Annotated in this window: 14 protein-coding genes; 6 read left to right on the plus strand and 8 right to left on the minus strand. The window is 50.7% G+C overall.

Going from position 1 to position 21718, the window contains the following annotated elements; translation table 11 throughout:
* Positions 1 to 45: 45 nt before the first annotated feature.
* Positions 46 to 4089, minus strand: a complete 4044-nt coding sequence (gene hrpA / locus QNJ26_14335) for an ATP-dependent RNA helicase HrpA (protein ID MDJ0986716.1) — start codon at positions 4087 to 4089, stop codon at positions 46 to 48.
* Positions 4090 to 4408: 319 nt separating this feature from the next.
* On the opposite strand from hrpA, the gene QNJ26_14340 reads away from it, so the two are divergent.
* Positions 4409 to 5758: an outer membrane protein transport protein gene (locus tag QNJ26_14340; GenBank protein MDJ0986717.1), complete on the plus strand. Its 1350-nt coding sequence runs from the start codon at positions 4409 to 4411 to the stop codon at positions 5756 to 5758.
* 347 nt (positions 5759 to 6105) lie between these two features.
* Here the strand turns inward: QNJ26_14340 and QNJ26_14345 are convergent, their stop codons facing one another.
* Together QNJ26_14345 and QNJ26_14350 are read right to left on the minus strand one after the other, a co-directional pair.
* Entirely contained in the window at positions 6106 to 6627 is a 522-nt protein-coding gene (locus tag QNJ26_14345; GenBank protein MDJ0986718.1) for a hypothetical protein, read from the minus strand.
* 60 nt (positions 6628 to 6687) lie between these two features.
* Complete coding sequence (locus tag QNJ26_14350) at positions 6688 to 8568, minus strand: aldehyde ferredoxin oxidoreductase N-terminal domain-containing protein (protein MDJ0986719.1); 1881 nt, start codon at positions 8566 to 8568, stop codon at positions 6688 to 6690.
* A gap of 486 nt (positions 8569 to 9054) precedes the next feature.
* On the opposite strand from QNJ26_14350, the gene QNJ26_14355 reads away from it, so the two are divergent.
* The 3 genes from QNJ26_14355 to QNJ26_14365 all read left to right on the plus strand — a co-directional run bounded on the left by QNJ26_14355 (position 9055) and on the right by QNJ26_14365 (position 12257).
* Positions 9055 to 9471 carry a secondary thiamine-phosphate synthase enzyme YjbQ gene (locus QNJ26_14355; GenBank protein MDJ0986720.1) on the plus strand — a complete coding sequence of 139 codons (417 nt, stop codon included), beginning with the start codon at positions 9055 to 9057 and terminating at the stop codon, positions 9469 to 9471.
* A gap of 250 nt (positions 9472 to 9721) precedes the next feature.
* Positions 9722 to 10699: a quinone oxidoreductase gene (locus QNJ26_14360; GenBank protein MDJ0986721.1), complete on the plus strand. Its 978-nt coding sequence runs from the start codon at positions 9722 to 9724 to the stop codon at positions 10697 to 10699.
* 235 nt (positions 10700 to 10934) lie between these two features.
* The gene (locus QNJ26_14365; protein MDJ0986722.1) at positions 10935 to 12257 is read left to right on the plus strand and encodes a (Fe-S)-binding protein; all 1323 of its coding nucleotides are present in this window, start codon (positions 10935 to 10937) and stop codon (positions 12255 to 12257) included.
* A gap of 167 nt (positions 12258 to 12424) precedes the next feature.
* Here QNJ26_14365 and fdhF read toward each other — a convergent pair whose 3' ends face one another.
* From fdhF to thrS, 4 genes are all read right to left on the minus strand, one after another.
* Entirely contained in the window at positions 12425 to 15193 is a 2769-nt protein-coding gene (gene fdhF / locus QNJ26_14370; GenBank protein ID MDJ0986723.1) for a formate dehydrogenase subunit alpha, read from the minus strand.
* Between the two features lie 227 nt (positions 15194 to 15420).
* Positions 15421 to 15834 (minus strand): VanZ family protein, encoded by a 414-nt coding sequence (locus QNJ26_14375; GenBank protein ID MDJ0986724.1) that lies wholly within the window; start codon positions 15832 to 15834, stop codon positions 15421 to 15423.
* A 135-nt stretch (positions 15835 to 15969) separates the two neighbouring features.
* The gene (locus tag QNJ26_14380; protein MDJ0986725.1) at positions 15970 to 16188 is read right to left on the minus strand and encodes a hypothetical protein; all 219 of its coding nucleotides are present in this window, start codon (positions 16186 to 16188) and stop codon (positions 15970 to 15972) included.
* A 317-nt stretch (positions 16189 to 16505) separates the two neighbouring features.
* Positions 16506 to 18422: a threonine--tRNA ligase gene (gene thrS, locus QNJ26_14385; protein ID MDJ0986726.1), complete on the minus strand. Its 1917-nt coding sequence runs from the start codon at positions 18420 to 18422 to the stop codon at positions 16506 to 16508.
* A gap of 262 nt (positions 18423 to 18684) precedes the next feature.
* Between thrS and QNJ26_14390 the strand changes: the two genes are divergently transcribed.
* Together QNJ26_14390 and QNJ26_14395 are read left to right on the plus strand one after the other, a co-directional pair.
* Positions 18685 to 19833, plus strand: coding sequence for an HRDC domain-containing protein (locus QNJ26_14390; GenBank protein ID MDJ0986727.1), 1149 nt, complete (start codon positions 18685 to 18687; stop codon positions 19831 to 19833).
* Between the two features lie 2 nt (positions 19834 to 19835).
* A complete protein-coding gene (locus QNJ26_14395; GenBank protein MDJ0986728.1) occupies positions 19836 to 20465 on the plus strand; it encodes a CocE/NonD family hydrolase in 630 nt (209 codons plus the stop codon).
* Between the two features lie 33 nt (positions 20466 to 20498).
* On the opposite strand, the gene QNJ26_14400 is transcribed toward QNJ26_14395, so the two are convergent.
* Positions 20499 to 21410: a nitroreductase family protein gene (locus QNJ26_14400; GenBank protein ID MDJ0986729.1), complete on the minus strand. Its 912-nt coding sequence runs from the start codon at positions 21408 to 21410 to the stop codon at positions 20499 to 20501.
* Positions 21411 to 21718: the final 308 nt, after the last annotated feature.

The following is a 21718-nucleotide window of genomic DNA, read 5'->3' on the forward strand; positions in this document are numbered from 1 at the left end:
ATCTAATTGCTTTTTTCTACAAGGTTTCAGGTGTCGGGTGTCAGTCTAGATCATCCGATTAATTTCAGAAAGCTTTTTTTCCAGGCGCTTTTTGGAGACCGGTATGGCTGTTTTTAGCTCCTGGGCAAAGATGGACACCTTAAATTCTTCAATCATCCAGAAAAATTCTTCCAGAGCCTTTCTCTTTTCAGCTGTTGCAAGGGGTGAAAGGGTTTTAAGCAATTTTTCCAGCCGATCGGCAATCGATTTAACCTCTTTATCCTTGGCCCGGTCTTTTTCAAAATCCAGCAACGCCCGCTGGGCCCGGATCTGCATCGCTTTAATGTAGCGTTCGATGTGCGCCAGCCGCTCGACGTCGTAAAGATTGATAAATGAATCGGGCACCAGTCGTTCGAGCGCTGCTAATAATTCCTGGCAAAAACGTTGGACAGCCGCATTGGCCAGATGACCCCGTTTTAACTTTTCAAACTCTTTGCGCGCAGCATGATAGGCCTTTAAGACTACCAAACAGGGATCAAGCAATTTCTGCCCGTGTGAAATAAGAATTGGTGATATGGTTTTGGCATGGGCGTTGAAAGCATTTTCGGTGCGGATATTTTTGCAGAATAAATCCGATATAACCCGATCTATCAGACGCTGCTCGATTTGCGCGGGACCTCCGAAATAATCGGCCGCTGCCTTGACCTCCCCCGGCAGTTTGAGCCCTTTCTTCACAAATTTCAAATCTTTTGCAAAATGAATTTTATACAAGCCGGCAACTCCGTAACTATGCACCCTCTGTGCTTTGTCCTGCTGTAAAAACAAGGTTAGGCACACCGATTTGACAGGATCGTCTCCGGCTTCCAGGGCCGGATAGGCGACCCATCTGGATCGCGCATTTTGGGGGCTGTTGATAAACTCGGGCAAGTCACCAAAATCCCAACGGGTGATCCCTGTTCGCTGCCAATTGCGACGATAGGTTTCAAACGCATCGGCAGCGATGCCTTCTCTTGCAGATTGGGCAAGAACAGCGGTATCCCTGCCCGAATGCAGCACCTGGCCGTCAGGACCCATTATGGAAATGCGCATTTTAAGATGATCCGGCAGGGTTTCAATCGGCCAGGCGGCCGCCGGAATATCAACTCCGAAACGCTGCAGGATAAATTCTCCGAGTGCTGAATATAATGATTGCAGCCCCCGGGGCATCTCCCGGTTGATGATTTCTACCGTTTCATTTACCGGAACCAGCTTTTTGCGATAGGCTTTGGGTAGGCCTTTGATGAGGGTTTCAATTTTATCTTTAATTAGCCCCGGCACCATCCAATCGAAGGTTTCCTTTGGAATGGCAGTTGCCAGGGAAAGCGGTACCTTGATCGTCAGGCCGTCATCTTGCTGGCCGGGCTTGAAGTGATAGGCATATTTGAACCGCTGCCCCTTAATTTTCGTGCTTAGTGGGAACTGCCCCAGTTCAGCAGCATCCGGATCATAATTCATTAGGTCCTGTTTTTCCAGACGCAAAAATCGATCACTGCCTTTCTTTTTTATCAGATTCTTCAGCATTTTCACGCTATAGATACACGGTAATTTAGCGGCGTAAAAATCAAAAAGGGCCGCTTCGCTGATCAGCAGGTCACGCCGCCGCAATCGATCTTCGAGCCGCGTGATATCATCAATCAGGCGCTGGTTGTGGGTCATAAAAGACAGCGGTTTTTTCAGATCTCCGTTTATAATCGCCGATTGTAAGAAAATATCGGCCGCTTCATCCGGGTTTATGGGGCCATAGGCCACCGATCGCTGGGCAACTATCAATCCAAAAAGACTGACCTGTTCATCGGCCATAACCGCATTCTGGCTTTTTTGCCAGCGGGGATTCAGGTAGGTGCGCCGGCACAAATTCCCTGCGAGCGATTCCAGCCAATCACTGTCGATGTTGGCCACTGTGCGGGCAAACAGCCGTGAGGTTTCAACCATTTCAGCGGCCACGATCCAGCGGCCGGCGTTGTCAAACAACCCCGATCCTGGGAAAATCATTACCTCACAATTCTGAGCGGCCCGGAAAAAATTCTTTTCTTTTCTCTCGGCGATATTGGAAAGAAAACCGCTGAGAATCGATTGGTGGATCGATTGATACAAAGGCTGCTCACGGTCCAAATTCAGATTTTGCGCAGAGCTTTTTTTGCTGCGGCGCCGCTTGGCGATGCCGAATTCTTCCAAAATGGCGCGAATCTGATGATGAATATCACGCCATTCGCGCATGCGGTTGTAGGATAAAAAGTTCTGCCGGCAAAAGCGTTTTAGCTGATTATTGCTTTTGCGGGTTTGCCAAAGATGGTCATAATGAATCCAGATATTCAGCAAAGTGGTAAAATCAGATAAGGGATCATCAAACTGCGCGTGGGCTTGATCGGCCTCGGCGGTTTTTTCAAGGGGGCGTTCCCGCGGGTCCTGGATGCTCATTGCTGCAGCGATGACAGCGATTTGATCGATACATCTCCGATCTTTGGCCTCGAGCAGCATCCTTGAAAGCCTGGGGTCCAGCGGGATCCTGGCCATCAGGTGCCCCTTCTCGGTCAGCTTAACACCGCCAGCTGAAGGCCTGTTGGCGGTTTGTATTTCTGCCCAGTCAGGTCGCGCCTTGCGCCTTGCACCTTGCGCCGTGCGCCGTGCCGTTATTGCCCCCAGCTCATAGAGCAAATCATAGCCATCTTTAATACTCTTTGAATCCGGCCGGTCGATAAAGGGAAAATCAGCGATGTCGCCCAGCCGCAGGGCAATCATGCGCAAAATGACTTCGGCCAGATTGGCCCGCAAGATCTCCGGCCGGGTATACAGGGGCCGGCCGATATAATCTTTTTCGGCAAACAGACGCATGCAGATGCCATTTTGGACCCGGCCGCAACGCCCTTTGCGCTGGTCGGCGCTGCTGCGCGAAATCGGCACCACCGGCAAAGAGGTGGTGCGTGAGCGCGGCGAATAACTGGAGATGCGGGCCAGACCGGAATCCACCACATATTTGATGCCCGGGATAGTGATGGAGGTTTCCGCCACGTTGGTGGCCACGATGATCTTGCGTTGGGACGAGTGTGCAAAAACCCTGGCCTGCTCGGCGGCTGTCAGTCGTGCATACAGCGGCAATATGCGCGTTTTTTTGAACTTTGAGCCTTCAAGCAATTCACAGGTCTCCCGGATATCCTGCTCGGTGGGCATAAACACCAGGATATCACCGCGGCTGCTTTCAGCTGCAAGCTGTCTGACAGCCTGCGCGGCAAGATCAACATGGGTGACCTCGTTTTTTTCCGCCTTTTTGGATTCCGCTGCCTGATAGCGCACGTCCACCGGATACGTGCGACCCGACACTTCGATGACCGGGGCACCCCCGAAGGCCTTGGAAAATTTTTTTGTGTCAATGGTGGCCGACGTAATGATGAGCTTAAGATCGTCCCGCCGAGCGAGCAGCGTCTGCAAAATGCCCAGGATAAAATCGATGTTCAGGCTGCGCTCATGGGCCTCATCGACAATAATCGTATCGTAGGCGTTCAGATAGCGATCGGTTTGCGTTTCGGCCAGCAGGATGCCGTCGGTCATGATCTTTAAATAAGCCTTGGGCGAAGTGCGATCCTTAAAGCGAATTTTGTAGCCGACCGCATCGCCCAGATCCTGGCCGAGTTCCTCGGCAATCCGCCGTGCTACGGTCATGGCGGCAATCCGGCGCGGCTGGGTATGCCCGATGATGCCGGCGATACCCCGTCCGGCGGCCAAACAGTATTTGGGCAATTGGGTGGTTTTACCGGAGCCGGTTTCACCGGATACGATAATGACCGGATGCTGTTTGATGGCCTTTATGATTTCCGTCTTTTTGGTGGTTATCGGCAGGCTATCGATATCGCTGAATGACGGCGCATTTTTGATGCGCAGATTGCGTTTGCGTTGGGATTTTTGCAGGCGGCTCTCCAGGCGCTCGAGCCTGTTGCGCATTTTCTCCGCCGGCAGCGCTTTGGCTTTTTTACCGCGCAAGCGCTTGAGCTCCCGGATGGCAAAACTGCGGTCGGCGATCATCACCTCCGGCAACAGCGATTTGATGTGCTTTATTTTTTTTTTAAAATGCTTCAATTCAGCCGCCATGGAATTCGGATTGAAAATAATCCCCTAATAGCCTATGAATTAATAACGAATATTTCTTAGCCACGAATTAACATGAATTATTGCCAAAATTAAATACAAAATTTAACCAGAGTTCAAAAACTACAACTCAACAGGTCAAACATCAAGGACGTCTTGGGATTAAGAATGTGTCAAGCCTCAGGACCAAAAATACGGTAAGGGTGGTAAATGTTACTCGCGTCCTCACGCATTTGGGGCACTTGGAAAGTGTTCGAATCAGCCTATAAAAAACCCAATCAATGCGCTTAAGATGAAAGGAGCGTATGATATGGCACTGTCCAGGCTGTTTTTCTCAATCACAGTTGCAGCATTGAGTCTTTTATCTTTTTGTTCAAACAATTTAATGGCCGGTGGTTTTCTTCTGTTTGAACAAGGCGTAAAGGGGCTTGGCAATGCTTATGCCGGAGGATCTGCTATTGCAGAGGATGCATCTACTGTTTTTTTCAATCCGGCAGGGATAACCCGTCTGTCCGGCACTCAATTTGAAGTTGCCGCCTATTACATCAAAACTCAAGCTAAATTTGATAACAAAGGATCAACGGTTTCACCGGCTTTGCCTGTCGTTGGCGGCGCGCCGCTAACTGGAGGTGATGGCGGTGATGCCGGCGGTGGGGCAGTTATTCCCAATTTCTATTTTACCCAGCGCATCACGGATAAATTTCATGCCGGAATCGGCATTAATGTGCCATTTGGATTGGAGACGGAGTACAGCAAGAGCTGGGTCGGGCGCTATCATGCCGTTAAGTCAAATGTATTAACCATTGATATCAATCCCACAGTTGCTTACAGAGTCAATAGATGGTTATCGCTTGGAGGGGGCATAAGCGCCCAATATATTGATGCCGAACTTACCAATGCTGTAGATTTTGGAACAATTGGCTTCATCGGCGGGGGACCTACACTGCCGCAAACACTCGATGGATTTGCCGAGCTGGAAGCGGATGACTGGGGATGGCGCTGGAATCTTGGTGTTCTCATCGAACCGACTGAAAACCTGCGGTTCGGCCTATCTTATCGCTCCGATATTGATTATAACTTAGAGGGTGATGCGGACTTTAATATACCTGCGGGAGCCGAAGCCATCGCAGCCGGTGCGGGACTTGTCGATACCAGTGCTGAAGCCGATATTGAATTTCCCGGTCACGCCTCTCTGAGCGCTTACTGGAGATTGCACCCCAAATTTGCCATTATGGCAGATATTTTTTGGACCAATTGGAGCACATTGGACGATATTCCCGTAGAACTGGGCACGGGAACAGATATTTCAACAACATTGGACTGGGAGGATACCTTTCGTTATGCCTTTGGCACTAACTACTACATTAACAATAATTGGACATTACGGGGTGGTGTGGCATATGATGAGACACCCGTGCCAAGTGCGAGGCGCAGGAGTCCTCGCGCACCGGGTGAAGACAGAATCTGGACTGCTATTGGATTGAGCTACAGATTTTCAGATCGTTTTAGTTTTGATTTGGCTTACGCGCATTTGTTCGTTGATGATCCCAAAATCCGTAAAACCGGTCTTGACACCGAAGATATCGCACGGGGCGCTCTAAGGGGTGATTACGATGCCAGCTCGGATGTAATCGGTTTTCAGATTGGCATTAAATTCTAATAGCCAAGTACATCAAGCCAGATGTTTAAAAAATGAACTTTTTTCGGAGTATTTTGATGCGAACCGGCATGTGGTCGAAGAGCACCATTACGATGGATTTAGTTAATTGCCATGGCGTTTTGATACAATATTGATGTCACAAAGTCTTTAAAAGCTGTGACCATTTGCGGAAAACGAAACTTATGGATCCTGAATGCGAATTAGATATGTCAACCTTTCGGCGGGATTCGAAATTGCAGATACATCAGGTTTTTTGCTGATAAGAGAATTGTTGTCTATAGCCATTATTTGTAATTATATTTAAATACGGCTATTGAATAAAATGCCCAATCACTTAACTGGGCTTTTCATGGCATAGACCTTATAGCACTTTCTAAAAAGGTCGCCGTGGATTCAATCTCACTGAGTGAATCCTTAATAATTTTTTGGGCTATCTCAGCGGAATTCAAGGCCGCTTTGTTTTCCAATAATCTATAAGTATTTTGCAGGTTTTTCTGCAATGAATTTATCTCCATCTTAGAATATTGAAGCGTCTGAAAAATGTGCTGACAATATGGTTTAATATTGTCATCGTTTATAAATGGCTTTGTAACTAGAAGAAAGAACTCATATTTATAAATGGTTTCGACGCTGTTTATATCGCCGGCTAATTCTAATATTATGCTTGCTTGCGTATAGTTTTTTGCAGAATTTTCAACTTCAACTGTTGGTATCAAATCATTACGAATAGAATTTAATTCTTCGGAATATTTCCAGATATTTTTGGCCAGACTTCTAAATGCTTCATCTATTTTTACGTCTTGTGCAAATGAAATATTAAAGCCAAAAACCATCCATATGAAAGTAACTGAAAAAATAAATTTTATCATTTCATTTGCCCTTTCGTTTCATTCACACCTCCCACTGGTTCGACGACGCAGACCTGCCTGCTAGAATTCCCGCAGGGATTCATGCACTCCTTTATGCATTTCGTACCAATAACTTAGGGAAGCTTCTCTTCTGTCTTTTTGGAAGGCATCGAGCCATTTCAGCAGTTCCGGATCGGTATTGCCTTCGACATCCCGTTCGCGTTTCAGAAAGGTATGGACGTAGTCCACATTGCGTTCCGACTCCCAGAAAACCGAGGAGTTGCGGCTGCTGATCCGACCGGCGGTAATCTCGATGCTGGTGAGAAATTCCGCCTTCATGTCGACCAGGGCCCCGACTACATCGGGCAACATTTCTTCGGCCCAACCGCGGTGGAAACGGCAAAACCCGAGATTGTCCAGAACCAGCTCCTTGGTCATTCTCTCGGCATTCTTGCGCCCTAGCTCCCGGGGAGGAATGAATTCGTTCCCGTAGTACATGTAGTATTTTCCCATGATTGTCATGGGGGAGAGGACTCCGGGAGTCCAGTATTGATTGGGGACCATCCAACCTTTACGGGCATAGGCCGTGTAAAGGAAGCCGTCCAGCACTTTCTGGCCATGGGTTCGGGCCAGACGGCGGGCCAGTTTTCTGGCTCCCTGACTGAGATCCAGTAAGCCGCGTTGGTCAATGATTGCATCCAGAAGCCCGATCCCGATCTCGGCATTGTGCAGGGAGGCCCCGACAACATCAAAGTCCTTGGCTCTGAAGATGGGGACCCCCTTTACCCCCAGCTCTTGGGGCTTGAGGTATTCCTTATCCAGACATTCCATCAGCCAAGCGATTATTCCGCCGCTGGAAATGCCGTCAAACCCCAGCATATCGGCGTGATGGTTGAGCTGTTCAGCGGCCCGTTGATCAAAGATCCCGGAAAGGGGGCCCATGGTTTGATAGGGCTCGTAGTCCTTCTTGAATTCGCCTTTCATCTTCTTACATACAGCGACGCAGGGCTCGCCGCAATGCTTCTGCTGTTTGGTAGCGATGGTTTCTTCGTTGAACTGCTTTAGATAATGGTCGAGGACAAAGTTCTTATGGATGGCCAGGCGTTCGGCTTCATCCATGTAGATGCTTTGGTAATTGAATGAGAGCATTCGGCCGGCGAGTTTCGCATAATTCACCCCGAAAGTACCACCGGTATTGAACTTCTTGTCATAGCGGTATTTGGTGGTTGCATCCAGGTCCTTGGCGGCCATTTTCTGATCATATTTGTCGATGAACCACTGGTCGGCAACTTTCCGGTCCCGGAAGTCTTCGTCGATGTGGGTCCCACCGTAGATGATGGCGGCGATGCCGTGCTCCTGGAAGAGCTTGGAGCCAAACCCGCCGCGACCAGCCCAAGTATCGATAAAGGTCAGCTTCCCTCTCCGGATGGGCACGGAAGCGACGGCCCCGAAGTCGGTTGCCCGGGAGGCTGGGCCGACGGATAGGATGCGGGGGTCTGTTAGGTAGTCTTCCCCAAATCGTTTGTAGGTGTAGTCCATCAAATTGTAGATGCCGCGGCGGCCTTCGCTCCAGATTTTCTCGATGTCTACCGGGACGATTTGGAGCTGGATTTCTTCGCCATGTACCCGGTTCAGATAGAGAATAGAAGGGGTAGGCGCTTTGCGGACAATGGAGAGGGTATTGATCCCGAGATTATTAAAAACCAGCGCTGCCCCGCCCATGGAGGAAATGTAAAAACCACCCCAGCAGGGTGAAAAACCGGTGAAGAACAAGCGGTTGGAGCCGGGAAAGATCGAACCCGCAAATGGGCCGGCTCCGATATTCATGCTCTGGAATTTTCCGGCCAAGTGCAGGCCAAGGTCCACCGCGCCGAAAAAATCTCCCAGCGGATAACGGTCAATACGGTAGAAGCCGGAAACGGCATCGACAAACAGGACTTTCTGGTTAATCGTTGTAGACATATACGGATCTCCTCATTCTTCTATTTCCGGGGCAATAGAACCTCAAGCACGGAAAACGAAAAGTAGCGTGAGCCGGCCCTCGTCAATCCACCGAGCGCTCTCCTGCAGGCCCTCGCGCGGTCAGCCAAACGGGAACTGAACTCGATACTCACGGGCTTGTCTTCCTCTCTTCAGCCAACATTAGATATTAACTAGCCGGCTAAATAACATACCAAAAAGGGCGCAATAACAGCACCGAGATTAAAGCGATACCTCAGATCTCTTCACGGTATCACATAAGCATCCAAACTGCATGTATATTGGGAATATCAAAAGAATGGCATAAGTTGCGATATCCTCTAAATTCTACCCTTCTAAAAACCTACCATTTCTATCAAACTCAAGTTCACACACTTCCAAATTCTTTGGATATGATGTACATAGCACGAATCTCACAATGAGTTAAATCATATCCGAATCTTCATCATCAACCGCAGGAGATCCATAATGAAAACTTTTCGCAAAGAGCTCTGGTTCGAGGTGCCCACCCGGCGGGCGTTTATCAACATCACCCCGCAGGTCGAGGCCTGCCTGCAGGAAAGCGGCATCACAGAGGGCCTGGTGCTGGTCAACGCCATGCACATTACCGCTTCGGTTTTTATCAACGACGATGAATCCGGGCTGCACCATGATTATGAGGTCTGGCTGGAAAAAATCGCACCGCATGAGCCGGTATCGCAATACCGCCACAATGTCGGCGAAGACAATGCCGATGCTCACATGAAACGCCAGGTCATGGGACGGGAGGTGGTGGTGGCTGTTACCGACGGCCGGCTTGACTTTGGCACCTGGGAGCGCATTTTTTACGGTGAGTTTGACGGCCGGCGGCGCAAACGGGCGCTGGTTAAAATTATTGGGGAATAGGTTTAGATTGAGCCCGTTTTCCGCTGTCCCGTTAGCCGGTCAAAAAAATAAAATCAGATAATTTCCCTTGTCTAACAGGCTCAATCCGCCGCAGGCGGACTCAACTGGCCAACCTGAAAGGTGAATTACCTGTTTTAGGATCGTTTGTGGTTTGAATACGGTCTGTTTAAGATTTAATATGTATTGTTAATCGCTTAATATATTTCACCCGCAAGAATCCATTTTAAAAATGAGGGAAGGAGAAACAGTCATGCCTAATGCCATCAGAATTTATGAAACCGGGGGGCCGGAGGTGCTGCGCTGGGAAGCCGATGATCCCGGCTCACCGTCAGCAGGAGAGGCTTTGGTGCGGCATGAGGCCGTGGGATTGAATTTTATCGATGTCTATCATCGCACCGGCATATATCCGCTGCCCGAGCTTCCGGCGGTTCCGGGAATGGAGGGCGCGGGAATCGTGGAGGCCATCGGCGAAGGTGTGACCGAAATTGCCGTCGGAGATCGCGTGGCCTATGCCGGCCTGCCGCCGGGCGCCTATTCCGAAGTGCGACGCATGCCGGCTGATCGGCTGGTTCAGCTGCCGGATGCCATAACCTGCGAACAGGGTGCGGCCATGATGCTGCAAGGCATGACTGCCCGTTACCTGCTGCGGGGCTGCTATGACGTCAAGGCCAGCACCACCCTGTTAATTCATGCGGCCGCCGGCGGGGTTGGATTAATTGTATGTCAATGGGCCCGTCATCTGGGGGCCACGGTCATCGGCACTGTCGGATCACAGGAAAAGGCCGAACTGGCCGGTGCCCATGGCTGCCAGCATCCGATTCTGTATAATCAGGAGGATTTTGCCGAACGCACCCGCGAGATCACCGCGGGCAAAGGGGTGGATGTGGTTTACGATTCAGTGGGCCAGGCCACCTTCATGAAGTCGCTGGATTGCCTGCGGCCCTTGGGCATGATGGTCAGCTTCGGCCAGGCCTCGGGGCTGGTGCCGCCGTTTGATCCCGGTTTGTTATCGGCTAAAGGGTCGTTATTTTTAACCCGTCCTACCCTGATGGCCTATACGGCCGAGCGTGAGGCCCTATTGGAACATGCACGTGACCTGTTTGACGTTATCGAAAACGGTGCGGTCAAAGTTGAGGTTCGACAGACCTATCCGTTGGCGGAGGCCGACCGGGCCCATCAGGATCTGGAAGCCCGTAAAACCACGGGCTCGACGGTTTTATTGCCTTAAGATATTAAAATATTTGGATTTATTTGAACGCCGGGAAGATTTCTTAATTCAGTTACAGCATGAAAAGATTGGGCAAAAAAAATCCCAGACGCATCAAATAACTAAATCAGATTCAGTGGTCCTGAACCCTTGACAGATAGGCTATTTTTTGAAATAAAAGGCGCTTGCACTTGAAATTTTGCAACCCAAATTGCACTGTATCAGATCTCAAATAATGCATGGAGGATTTTAAAGCATGGCTGAAGAGGCAATCAAGCTTGGTGGAAAGAAAAAAAGCAAGTTCATCGACCAGGTGAAAGAGCTTCTGCCCGAAGGCGGAAATCTCAACCTGTGTTTGACTTGCGGCGCCTGCTCTTCCGGATGCCCGGCCACGGGCATTGAAGACATGGATCCGCGTAAATTTCTGCGGATGGCAGCCCTGGGGATGGACGAAGAAATTTTAAGTTCCGAATGGGCCTGGTGCTGCACATTGTGCATGCGCTGCATCTATGTATGCCCCATGAAAATCGACATCCCGCAACTGGTGTTCAACGTCCGAAAGAGCAGGCCCAGAGAAGATCGGCCCAAAGGCATTCTGGGTTCCTGCGATATGGCATTGCGCAACGACACTTGCAGCGCCATGGGAGCCGGCGAAGAAGATTTTCAATTCGTGGTCGAAGATGTGCTCGAAGAGGTCCAGCAAACCCAGGAAGGCTTTGAAGATCTGAAGGCACCGGTCAACAAAAAAGGGGCCAAATATTTTTTAAACCAGAATTCCCGCGAGCCGGTCACCGAGCCCGATGAAATGGTGCCCCTGTGGAAAATCATGCACATTGCCGGTGCGGATTGGACTTACGGCACCAAGGGCTGGGCTGCTGAAAACTACTGCATGTTTATGGCCGACCTGGAAAACTGGGAAAAAATCGTCAGGACCAAGGCCAAAGCCGTCGATGATCTGGGCTGCAAGTACTGGCTCAATACCGAGTGAGGGCACGAACTGTTCGCAGTCCGGGTCGGACTGCAAAAATTCAACATCGAGCACAAGTTTGAAATCGAAAGCATCATTAGGTTGTACGCCCGCTGGATCCGCGATGGCAGGCTGAAGGTCAACTCCGAATGGAACAAAGAGCGCCAGATCAAATTTACCTGCCAGGACCCCTGCCAGCTGGTTCGCAAAACCCTTGGCGATCCGATAGCCGAAGATATGCGCTATGTGGTCAAGGCCGTGGTGGGCGAGGAAAATTTTGTCGATATGACCCCCAACCGCTCCAATAACTATTGCTGCGGTGGTGGCGGCGGCTTTCTGCAGAGCGGTCTGCCCGATCAGCGCCGGGCCTTTGGCAAACTGAAATTCGATCAGATCATGGCCACCGGCGCAACTTACTGTATTACCCCGTGCCACAACTGCCATGCCCAGATTCATGATATCAGCGAGCATTTTGAGGGCGGCTATCATTCGGTGCACCTGTGGACCCTGATCTGCCTGTCCATGGGTATTCTGGGGGAAAATGAGCGCGAATATCTGGGACCGGATCTGGCGGATGTGGATGTGCTGCCGTCCAAGGAGCTGGAGGAATAAGCGCAGCAGCTATTCTAATTTCAAAACAAACAAAAACCCGGCCTATCAAAGGCCGGGTTTTTTTATGTTATAACCTAGTTGGCGAAAGCTATCTCAAAAATAGTAGATCACGCTCAAGGGTCCGCCTCAGGCGGATTAGGTGCATTTTTGAGATGGCTTTAAGGCAGCTATGCGGCTTTGGAGACCTTAACCGCACACACCTTAAATTCCGGGATACCCGAAATCGGATCCAGTGCCCCGTTGGTCAACCGGTTGGCAGCTGCGGTAGCGAAATGAAAAGGAATGAAAACGGTCCCGTCAACAGCCTTGCGCGATATTTTAATGCGCGCCTGGATGGTGCCCCGACGAGAGGCTATGTTGACCAGGGTGCCGTCTTCGAATTCGAATTTGCGCGCATCCTGTGATGAAATTTCCACAAAGGCCTCCGGCGCAATCTGATTCAACCCTCCGGTTCGCATGGACATCGTGCCGGTATGGTACTGGTAGAGCAGCCGGCCGGTGGTCAGATACAAGGGGTATTCCGCATCGGTCTTTTCGGCCGGCTCGATGAAATCAATGGCATGGAAAAGACCCTTGCCGCGCGTAAATTGCGCACCGTGCAAGATGGGGGTGCCGGGGTGTTCGGCTGTCGGGCAGGGCCAGTGCAGCCCCTCATGCTCGATGCGCTCATAGCTGATGCCGGTATAAGACGGCGTCACCTTTGATATTTCTTCCATAATCTGCTGGCTGCTGTCATAATCCATGGTAAATCCCATCCGCTTGGAAATTTCACACAGAATTTTCCAATCGTCCCAGGCCTCTCCGGGTGGGTCAACGGCTTTGCGCACCCGCTGGACGCGACGCTCGCTATTGGCAAAGGTGCCGTCTTTTTCGGCATAACAGGCAGTCGGCAAAACGACATCGGCCAGCTGGGCGGTTTCGGTCAGAAAGATGTCCTGCACCACCAGAAGCTCGAGATTATCCAAACATTTTTCAGCATGGTTGACATCCGCATCGGAAACCACCGGATTTTCACCGATGACATACAGGGCTTTAAAGGTGCCGTCATGGGCGGCCGGCATCATGTGGGTGACCTTCATGCCGGGCTGGTCGGGCAGCGTGTCAACCCCCCAGGCCTCAGCCATGCGCTGGCGCGCTGCCTCATCAATGACTTTCTGGTAACCGGAATACACATCCGGCAGCCCGCCCATGTCACAGGCGCCCTGCACATTGTTTTGGCCGCGCAGTGGATTGACCCCGCCGCCGGCGATGCCCATATTGCCGCACAGCATGGCCAGATTGGCCAAAGATTTGACATTATCGGTCCCGGTGGTGTGCTGGGTGATACCCATACAGTATAAGATGCAGCCGCGCTCGGCGTTGGCAAACAGCCGGGCAGCCTCGATAATATCCTTCGCCGGGATACCGGTGATTTGCTCCACCATATCCGGGGTAAATTTTTCAACCATTTGCTGCATTTCATCAAAACCCTCGGTGCGGTTTTCGATGAATTGCTTATCGTGCAGCCCTTCCTTGATGATCACATGCATCAAACCGTTGATCCAGGCCACATCGGTTCCCAAATTCTGGCGCAGCCATTTGTCCGCATATCGCGTGATGCGGATGCGCCGCGGATCGACAACGATGAGTTTGGTCCCTTTTTGGGTGACGGCCCGCTTAACCCCGCTGGAGATCACCGGATGGTTTTCAGTGGTATTGGATCCGGTGATTAAAATGACATCCGCCTCTTCAATATCGGCGATGGTGTTGGTCATTGCCCCGCTTCCGAAAGCTGCGGCCAGACCGGCCACGGTGGAAGAATGTCAGAGCCGGGCGCAGTGGTCCACATTGTTGGTTTGTACCACTGCGCGGGCAAATTTTTGGGCGATATAATTTTCTTCATTGGTAATGCGTGCCGATGTTAAAAACCCGATGGTATCAGCGCCATGCTCGGCTTTGATCTTGCTCAGCTTATCGGCCACAAGATCCAGGGCCTCATCCCAGGAAGCTTCACGCAAGGCCCCGTTTTCTTTAATCAAAGGGGTTTTGAGACGATCGGGTGAATGGATAAAGTCAAACCCGAAACGCCCTTTGACGCAAAGACTGCCAAAATTGGGCTTGGCTTCCTCCACCCCGCTGATCTTGACCACCCGGTTGTCCTTGACATGCAGATTGAGCTGACAGCCTACCCCGCAATAGCTACAGGTGGTGCGCACCTTTTGGGTTTCCCAGGGGCGGGCCTCGTAGCGTGAATCTTTTTCAACCAGGGCGCCTACCGGGCACGCCTGGACACACTCACCACAAAAGACGCAATCCGAGTTGATGTACGGTCGATCGCCGGCCGCAATAATTTTACTGGCAGCGCCGCGGTAGCCAAAATGTATGGCCTGGTTTACCTGTACTTCGTTGCAGGCCTGAACGCAGCGTCCGCACTGAATGCAGCGCGAAAAATCGCGCAAGATGAACGGATTGGCCGTTTCCATTGGATAGGCCGTTTCGTTGGGCTCAAACTGCTCACCGGTAACCTGATAGCGAAAAGCCAGGTCCTGCAGGCGGCAGTCCCCCCAGACCGGGCACAGTTCCGTATCTTCTTCAGCTTTGATGACATTCAATTGAAATTCGGTCCAGTTGTTGGCGGTGCTGCCGCTAACGGCACAATTGTGGTTGCCGGAAGACAGCAGCAGCTGCAGGACCATCCGACGCGCTTCGATGACCTTGGGTGTTTCGGTCTGGACTTCCATATTGGGGGCCACCGGCGCGGCGCAGGCCGCTACAAGGCTGCGCGCCCCTTTTACCTCAACCACGCACATGCGACAGGCACCTGTGGGGGTCGCTCCTTTCAGATGACAAAGCGTCGGGATATCAATACTGTGTCGATGGGCCACATCCAGAATGGTATCGTCGGGTTCAAACGGTAATTCGTTGCCATTGATGAGAACGCTGTTTTCGGAAGGCATCCGGTTTCACTCCTTTGATCGGTTTATATGGCAGGAAATACATCATTTCGGATGATCGAAAGGATCGGCATGAAGCAATCCCTCAATATCCATTCAAGCATTTTGTTGTAGCGAAATTCACAGATCTTGTCAATCCGCATCGCTTTGCAAAATCGATTTTCGACACCGCTGACATGACAGGGGCAACTTGGGCCATCCGTCGCGGTTGGCCGGCTGCACCTTCGGTGTCATGGGTTGCCGGGCAATGGCGTTTTTTTTCGCATTTTCCACCTATCGTAAAAAAGGACGCCGCAAATGCTGCCGATTGTGTTGGCAACCACATCCATCATATCGGCATGCCGGAAGGGAACAAAATATTGATGAATTTCATCACTGATACCATAGAGGGTTGCTGAGAAAATACTTATCAATATCAGAAGGTTACGGCTATTTTTAAGCGGCAGGGTCTCATAGGCTCTATAGAACAGGATCGCCAGCACGGCATAAGCCCCAAAATGCAGCAGTTTGTCTAAAAACCGTACCTCCGGCATACGCTCAGGGCCGCGGAAGCTGGATTGAATGAATATGGCCACACAGGCGGCGATCAACGGCAGCCAGTAGAGGAGGAAAAGACGAACTTTTGATTGAAGCTTATCAGCCATAGGGCAGAATTCTTGAGTTGAATCCAAAAAAGCCTCACGCAAAGACGCCAAGTCGCAAAGTTTTTTTATATTTGATAAACAGGATATTTAGCGTCTTTGGACATTAGCGGCTTTGCGTGCAAATTTAAAGATAGCTCAAAAACGGGTGGTTGGGCGGCGTTTACCGAAGTGCACCTCACATGGCGAATTTTTGGTGACATGCTTTTTGAGCTTCTTGCACCACAGGGATTGAAAGGTATGGCAACTGCCATCCAGGGCATCGAGTTTGGCACTATCGGCCCATTTGCAGCGCAAATCGCACCATTGAATTCTTGATGTTTTCACCCCGGCATTATGTTTTTCGTTATCGCCCATATAAGTTTTAACTGCCTTTTTCTATGGATTTGTTTTTATGATTTCCTTTTTTATTAGACAGGATTAACAGGATTTTAAGGATATTTTTTTGGCTTTCCGGATGAAAGCCAAAAATTTCAATCGCCTTCGGCGAAAAAAAATACTCATCATAAATAAAAGTTAGTCGCGTATTTTTATTTTGAGGCGTCTAATTTAAGTAAGAATTTTTCCCGCCCGTAGGGCGGGATTGGGTTTCGCCACTTTCTTCCGGAAAGTGGCGAGAAAAAGGAAATCCGAACAATCCTGTAAATCCTGTCTAAAAATTAATCTGTTAGGCCCTATTCCTTAAAAAGGTCCAATGCCAGCTCCCGTTTGCGGATATGCGCCTGCACCGTATTTAGAAATTCATCGTGGGAAAGGCCGTATTTGACGTGGCCATCCAGGGTGCGTACCGACAGGGTGCCGGCATCTTTCTCCTTGGCCCCCACCGTCAAAATCAGCGGGATTTGATTTAGCTGGGCTTCGCGGACTTTTTTGTTCAGGCTTTCGGCCCGATCATCGATCTCCACCCGCAGCTCGGCTTTTTCAAGCTCGGCTTTGACCGCCTGGGCATGGGATATCAGGTCATCGTTGATCGGCAATATCGTGGCCTGAACCGGCGCTAGCCACAGCGGAAGCTTGCCCGCAAAATGCTCGATCAGGATGCCCAAAAAGCGTTCGATCGAGCCGAAAACCGTGCGGTGAATCATAATCGGTCGGTGGCGCTCGTTGTCCTTGCCGATAAAGGTCAGGTTAAAGCGCTCCGGCAAGGCCATATCCAGCTGGATGGTGCCGCATTGCCAGGTGCGGTTCAGGGCGTCTTTAATATGCAGATCGATTTTGGGTCCGTAAAACGCGCCGTCGCCCTCATTGAGCGTATAATCGTGGCCGTAAGCCTTGAGACCGGATTCTAAACCGGTGGTGGCCTCATCCCATTGGGCGTCGTTGCCGATGGATTTTTCCGGCCGCGTCGACAGCTCGAGATGGAACCCCAGCCCAAAAGTGGTGTACATTCGCTCGGACAGACACAGCACCCCCAGAATTTCATCTTTGATGTGCTCGGGCATCATGTACAGATGGGCATCATCTTGATGAAAGGCTCTCACTCGAAACAGACCCTGCAGCACCCCGCTGAGTTCATGCCGGTGGACCAGCCCCACCTCTGCGGCACGCAGCGGCAAATCCCTGTATGAGTGCGGTTTGCGACCATAAATGAGCATACCGCCGGGGCAATTCATCGGTTTGATGGCATAATCATTGTCATCAATGCTCGATGTATACATATTTTCGCGATAATTTTCCCAGTGGCCGCTTTTTTCCCACAGCGCGCGATTGAGCATAATCGGCGTTTTGGTTTCCACGTATCCGGCAGCACGGTGCTCGGCGCGCCAATAGTCCAACAGGGTGTTCCAGACCACCATTCCTTTGGGATGGAAAAATGGCATCCCCGGCGCTTCATCGTGAAAACTGAACAGATCCAGCGCCTGGCCGATTTTGCGATGGTTTCTTTTTTTGGCCTCTTCCAGAAAATTCAGGTGGGCCTTCAGCTTTTTTTTGGAAAAAAAAGCTGTTCCATAAATTCGCTGCAGCTGGGCCCGGGTCGGATCCGCCCGCCAGTAAGCGCCTGACACCTTGACCAGCTTGAGGGCTTTGACATGTCCGGTATGCGGCACATGGGGGCCGCGGCACAGGTCGGTAAATTCGCCCTGCTGGTAGATCGAGATGGTGCCGTCTTCCAAATCGGCTAACATTTCCTGCTTGTAAGGCTCATCTTTGTAAAATTCAATTGCTTCGGCTTTGGGGATCTCTTTGCGGTAGATCGGCATCTTGGCTTTGATGATTTTTTTGATTTCAGCTTCAATTTTGGGAAAATCATCTTCTGACACCGGCGGCATGTCGATGTCGTAATAAAACCCGTCCTCGATGGCCGGGCCAATGGTCAGTTTGGCATCCTTGTAAAGCCGCAATATCGCCTGGGCCATCACGTGAGCCGCCGAGTGCCGTAATATGTGCAGCGCTTCAGGATCTTTTTCGGTGATCAGACGCACGCGGGCATCGCCGCTGATTGCTGTATTCAAATCAACCAGCTCATCGTTTATTTCCATGGCCACGCAGCGACGGGCAAAGTCGGCGGAAATGCCTTCTGCCAGGTCTGTTCCGGTGGGAGAATTCTCAAAAGCCTTTCGGCTGCCGTCTGGAAGTGTTATATTTACCATAGTCATTTCACCACTGTAACAATTGAACGATTGATAAATTGGTTAAAAACGGTATAAAATGAAAGGATACCATTCTTAAGAAGCTAAGCAAAGCCTAAATTAAAACCCCAATTGATGTAAAAATCAACGGGGAGTTTTTTATTTTTGAGTATGGGTTTAATAGAAATATAAACCATACTTATGTTTTATCAATCATCACGCGCCCGAAACGGATAAGGGAACTAAACCGATAAGCGAAACGCTCAGAAGGGTCAAGTAAAAAATGCGAAGACGCCGCGCTCACCGCCACCTAAACATCGCCACTTATTCCGAACTCGAACGGTTTGCCAACCGGCTGGCGAAACAGCGCATTATCGGCGTTGATCTTGAGGCAGACTCCATGTATCATTTCCGCGAGAAGGTCTGTTTGATCCAGATTGCCACCTCGCACACCACGGCCGTCATTGACCCCCTGCAATTGGATAACCTGACTGTTTTGAAGCCTGTTTTTAAACGCCGCGATATTTTGAAAGTCTTTCATGGGGCCGATTATGACATTCGCTCCCTTTATCGTGATTTTAAAATCAACATCAACAATCTTTTTGACACCGAGCTGGCGTGCCGCTTTTTAGGATTTAAAGAGACCGGTTTGGAAGCTGTGCTTAAAAAGCGGTACAATGTGCGCCTGGACAAAAAATATCAACGTAAAGATTGGTCAAAACGCCCGCTGCCGCAAGAAATGATTGCCTACGCCGCCAAGGATGTGCGCTATCTGATCCCGCTGGCAAAAAGCCTGCAACAGGAGCTTAAAAACAAGGGGCGTCTGGGCTGGGTTGAAGAGGAATGCCACCATCTGAGCAGGGTCAGACCGGCTAATAACAATTCGCGCCCCCTGTTTGTGGCTTTTAAAGGTGCCGGCAAACTGGGTCCCAGGGGGCTGGCAGTCCTTGAAGAGCTGCTGCAAATGCGCAAAAAAATTGCACTGCGGCAGGACAAACCCCTTTTCAGAATTATTGGAAACAAATCCCTGCTGAAGCTGGCCGAGGCACGCCCGCAGAATCTAACCAAACTCAAAAAATCGGAAATTCTGGGATCAAAACAATTCGATCGATACGGCAGCAGCATTATGGCGGCCGTTACCAAAGCCCGGCAGATCCCAACCAAAAATTTACCGAAATACCCGCGCAAAACCGCTCCCATGGTTCCCGCGATAGTGGCCAAACGCGTTAAAGAGCTCCGTACCTGGCGGGACCGCATGGCAGAACAGCTGAAAGTGGATCCGGCCATCATCTGCACCAAGGCCCTGATCAGCGCCATCGCCGTGCAGAAACCCGTTAACAAGAGCAGTCTATCCAAAATAAAGGGGCTCAAAAACTGGCAGGTGACAGAATTTGGCCGTGATATCATCAATATTTTAAATACGGTCGGTTAGTTATGGCGACGGAAGAAAAATTGACCATACCCTCCGGAGGCTATGCGCTGGAAGGCCTGTGGCAGGCCGGCACCGGCGACAGGGGTGTTGTGATCACCCACCCCCATTCTCTGTATGGCGGTACGATGCACAATCCGGTCGTCGAAACCATTCAAAGTGCCTACCGCCAAAACGGTTATGCCACCCTGCGATTTAATTTCAGAGGCGTGGGGGGCAGTCAGGGAGACTTTAACAACGGGATTGGCGAGCAGGACGATGTTCGCGCTGCTATTGCAAGCATTCAAGAAAAGGGCGTCAGTGCAGTAGATCTGGCCGGCTACTCTTTCGGCGCCTGGGTCAATGCCCGACTGATTGCCAATGATCCCATTGCCATCGCGTCTATGCTGATGGTGGCGCCGCCGGTTGGATTCATTGAATTTGGCGATGTCAGCACACTAAGCTGTCTGAAAATGGTGGTCACCGGCAGCCGGGACGACATCGCACCTGCAGGCCAAATCCGCGACCTGTTGTCGATCTGGAATTCAGATGCCCGTTTTGAGATCATCGACGGCTGTGACCACTTTTACGCCGGCTATCTGGACAAGCTGAACTCCATCCTGACATCCTTCCTGCAAAACCAGCAGGTTCAATAACGCCCTACCATTGCCCAATACCGAATACCCAAACTAACTTTCAAAGTACCGCATCAGCACCTTTTTCCTGCCCGTCAAACCCTCATAGTCTTCATCTGGGTAGCCGATGGCGATAACGCTGCAGATCGTTTCCTCTGCCGGAATCTTTAGAAACTGCTGGATTCCGGCATCCTTGTTCATGGCTTCGACGGCAAAACCAATCAGGCATGTGCCCAGCCCCATGCTGTGGGCCGCCAGCAGCATGTTTTGGGTGGCCAGCAGGGCATCTTCTGTGGGGCAGCTGGCGCCGGGCTGCGTCGCCACAACAATAACTGCCGGAGCACCGTGAAACAAACGGTCGCGACCATAAAGCTCCCATTCCTGCAGAGCCTCTGCAACCGACTGGTAATAATCGCGGTAATAATTGTCCAAAGCGGGTTTGCCGATGAGTTTGAGCGCTTTGCAAACCAAACGGTTTTCGGCCAGTTGATTCAGTTTTTTGAAAAAGGCCCCAATGCGCTGCCCAAATGCGTCCACAGCGGCCCGATTGGGCAAAATCGTAAAAGTCCACTTTTGGCTGTTGGTGCCTGAAGGTGCTTGCGTGCCGATCTTGACCATATCTTCAAGCAGGGTGCGCTCCACGCCCTGGTCGGTATAGTTGCGGCACGAGCGCCGCGATGCCATCAATTGAACCAGATGGGCGGTATCAAAATCGCCCGGAGCCAGCCAGCGACTTTTGAGCTCAAAACTGTTAAACGCCAGGCTTTGAGCATCGATGGCATCCACCCGCACGGCAGCCACCGGGCATACCGCCATGCAGTGACCGCATTGTAATGAACGCTCACCGGTTACCCGGGCCTTGTCATCCTGCATGCTGATGGTATTGGAAGGGCATACTTTGACGCATAATTCACACCCGATGCATTTTTCCGCATCGATGACCGTCGTCACTTTTCTATCAATCATGGGGGTCTCCGAATTTTGATAATTGGCAGTTTAAGTTCATTTTTTAAAATTTAGGCCTGATGTTATATCATCGCGCCCAAGGCGGACAACCCTGATCGGGAAAGGCCTTAAAACAGCTCGTCACACCGTCCAAAAGAGCTATGCAGATGGTTTAGATGAATCCAGCTAGTTTCCCTGGCCATTAGAAACCAATAAAAATTGACACCGATTTTTCAGGGTCTTAATTTTAAAATAATAAGATGCTGTTTGCATCAGCGGTGCCGGGATGATGCAGACCCAATTTTGCGTCTCCCTGTTTACATAAACCA

The sequence above is a fragment of the Desulfobacterales bacterium genome (assembly GCA_030066985.1).
Classification (GTDB): domain Bacteria; phylum Desulfobacterota; class Desulfobacteria; order Desulfobacterales; family JAHEIW01; genus JAHEIW01.

Bases quoted from the DNA above. Each gene is read 5' to 3' on its own strand.
- thrS (MDJ0986726.1), bottom strand. From the start codon at position 18,422: ATGGTAAATATAACACTTCCAGACGGCAGCCGAAAGGCTTTTGAGAAT.
- QNJ26_14355 (MDJ0986720.1), top strand. From the start codon at position 9,055: ATGAAAACTTTTCGCAAAGAGCTCTGGTTCGAGGTGCCCACCCGGCGG.
- QNJ26_14400 (MDJ0986729.1), bottom strand. From the start codon at position 21,410: ATGATTGATAGAAAAGTGACGACGGTCATCGATGCGGAAAAATGCATC.
- QNJ26_14360 (MDJ0986721.1), top strand. From the start codon at position 9,722: ATGCCTAATGCCATCAGAATTTATGAAACCGGGGGGCCGGAGGTGCTG.
- QNJ26_14375 (MDJ0986724.1), bottom strand. From the start codon at position 15,834: ATGGCTGATAAGCTTCAATCAAAAGTTCGTCTTTTCCTCCTCTACTGG.
- QNJ26_14380 (MDJ0986725.1), bottom strand. From the start codon at position 16,188: ATGGGCGATAACGAAAAACATAATGCCGGGGTGAAAACATCAAGAATT.
- QNJ26_14350 (MDJ0986719.1), bottom strand. From the start codon at position 8,568: ATGTCTACAACGATTAACCAGAAAGTCCTGTTTGTCGATGCCGTTTCC.
- QNJ26_14340 (MDJ0986717.1), top strand. From the start codon at position 4,409: ATGGCACTGTCCAGGCTGTTTTTCTCAATCACAGTTGCAGCATTGAGT.
- QNJ26_14395 (MDJ0986728.1), top strand. From the start codon at position 19,836: ATGGCGACGGAAGAAAAATTGACCATACCCTCCGGAGGCTATGCGCTG.
- QNJ26_14390 (MDJ0986727.1), top strand. From the start codon at position 18,685: ATGCGAAGACGCCGCGCTCACCGCCACCTAAACATCGCCACTTATTCC.
- QNJ26_14345 (MDJ0986718.1), bottom strand. From the start codon at position 6,627: ATGATAAAATTTATTTTTTCAGTTACTTTCATATGGATGGTTTTTGGC.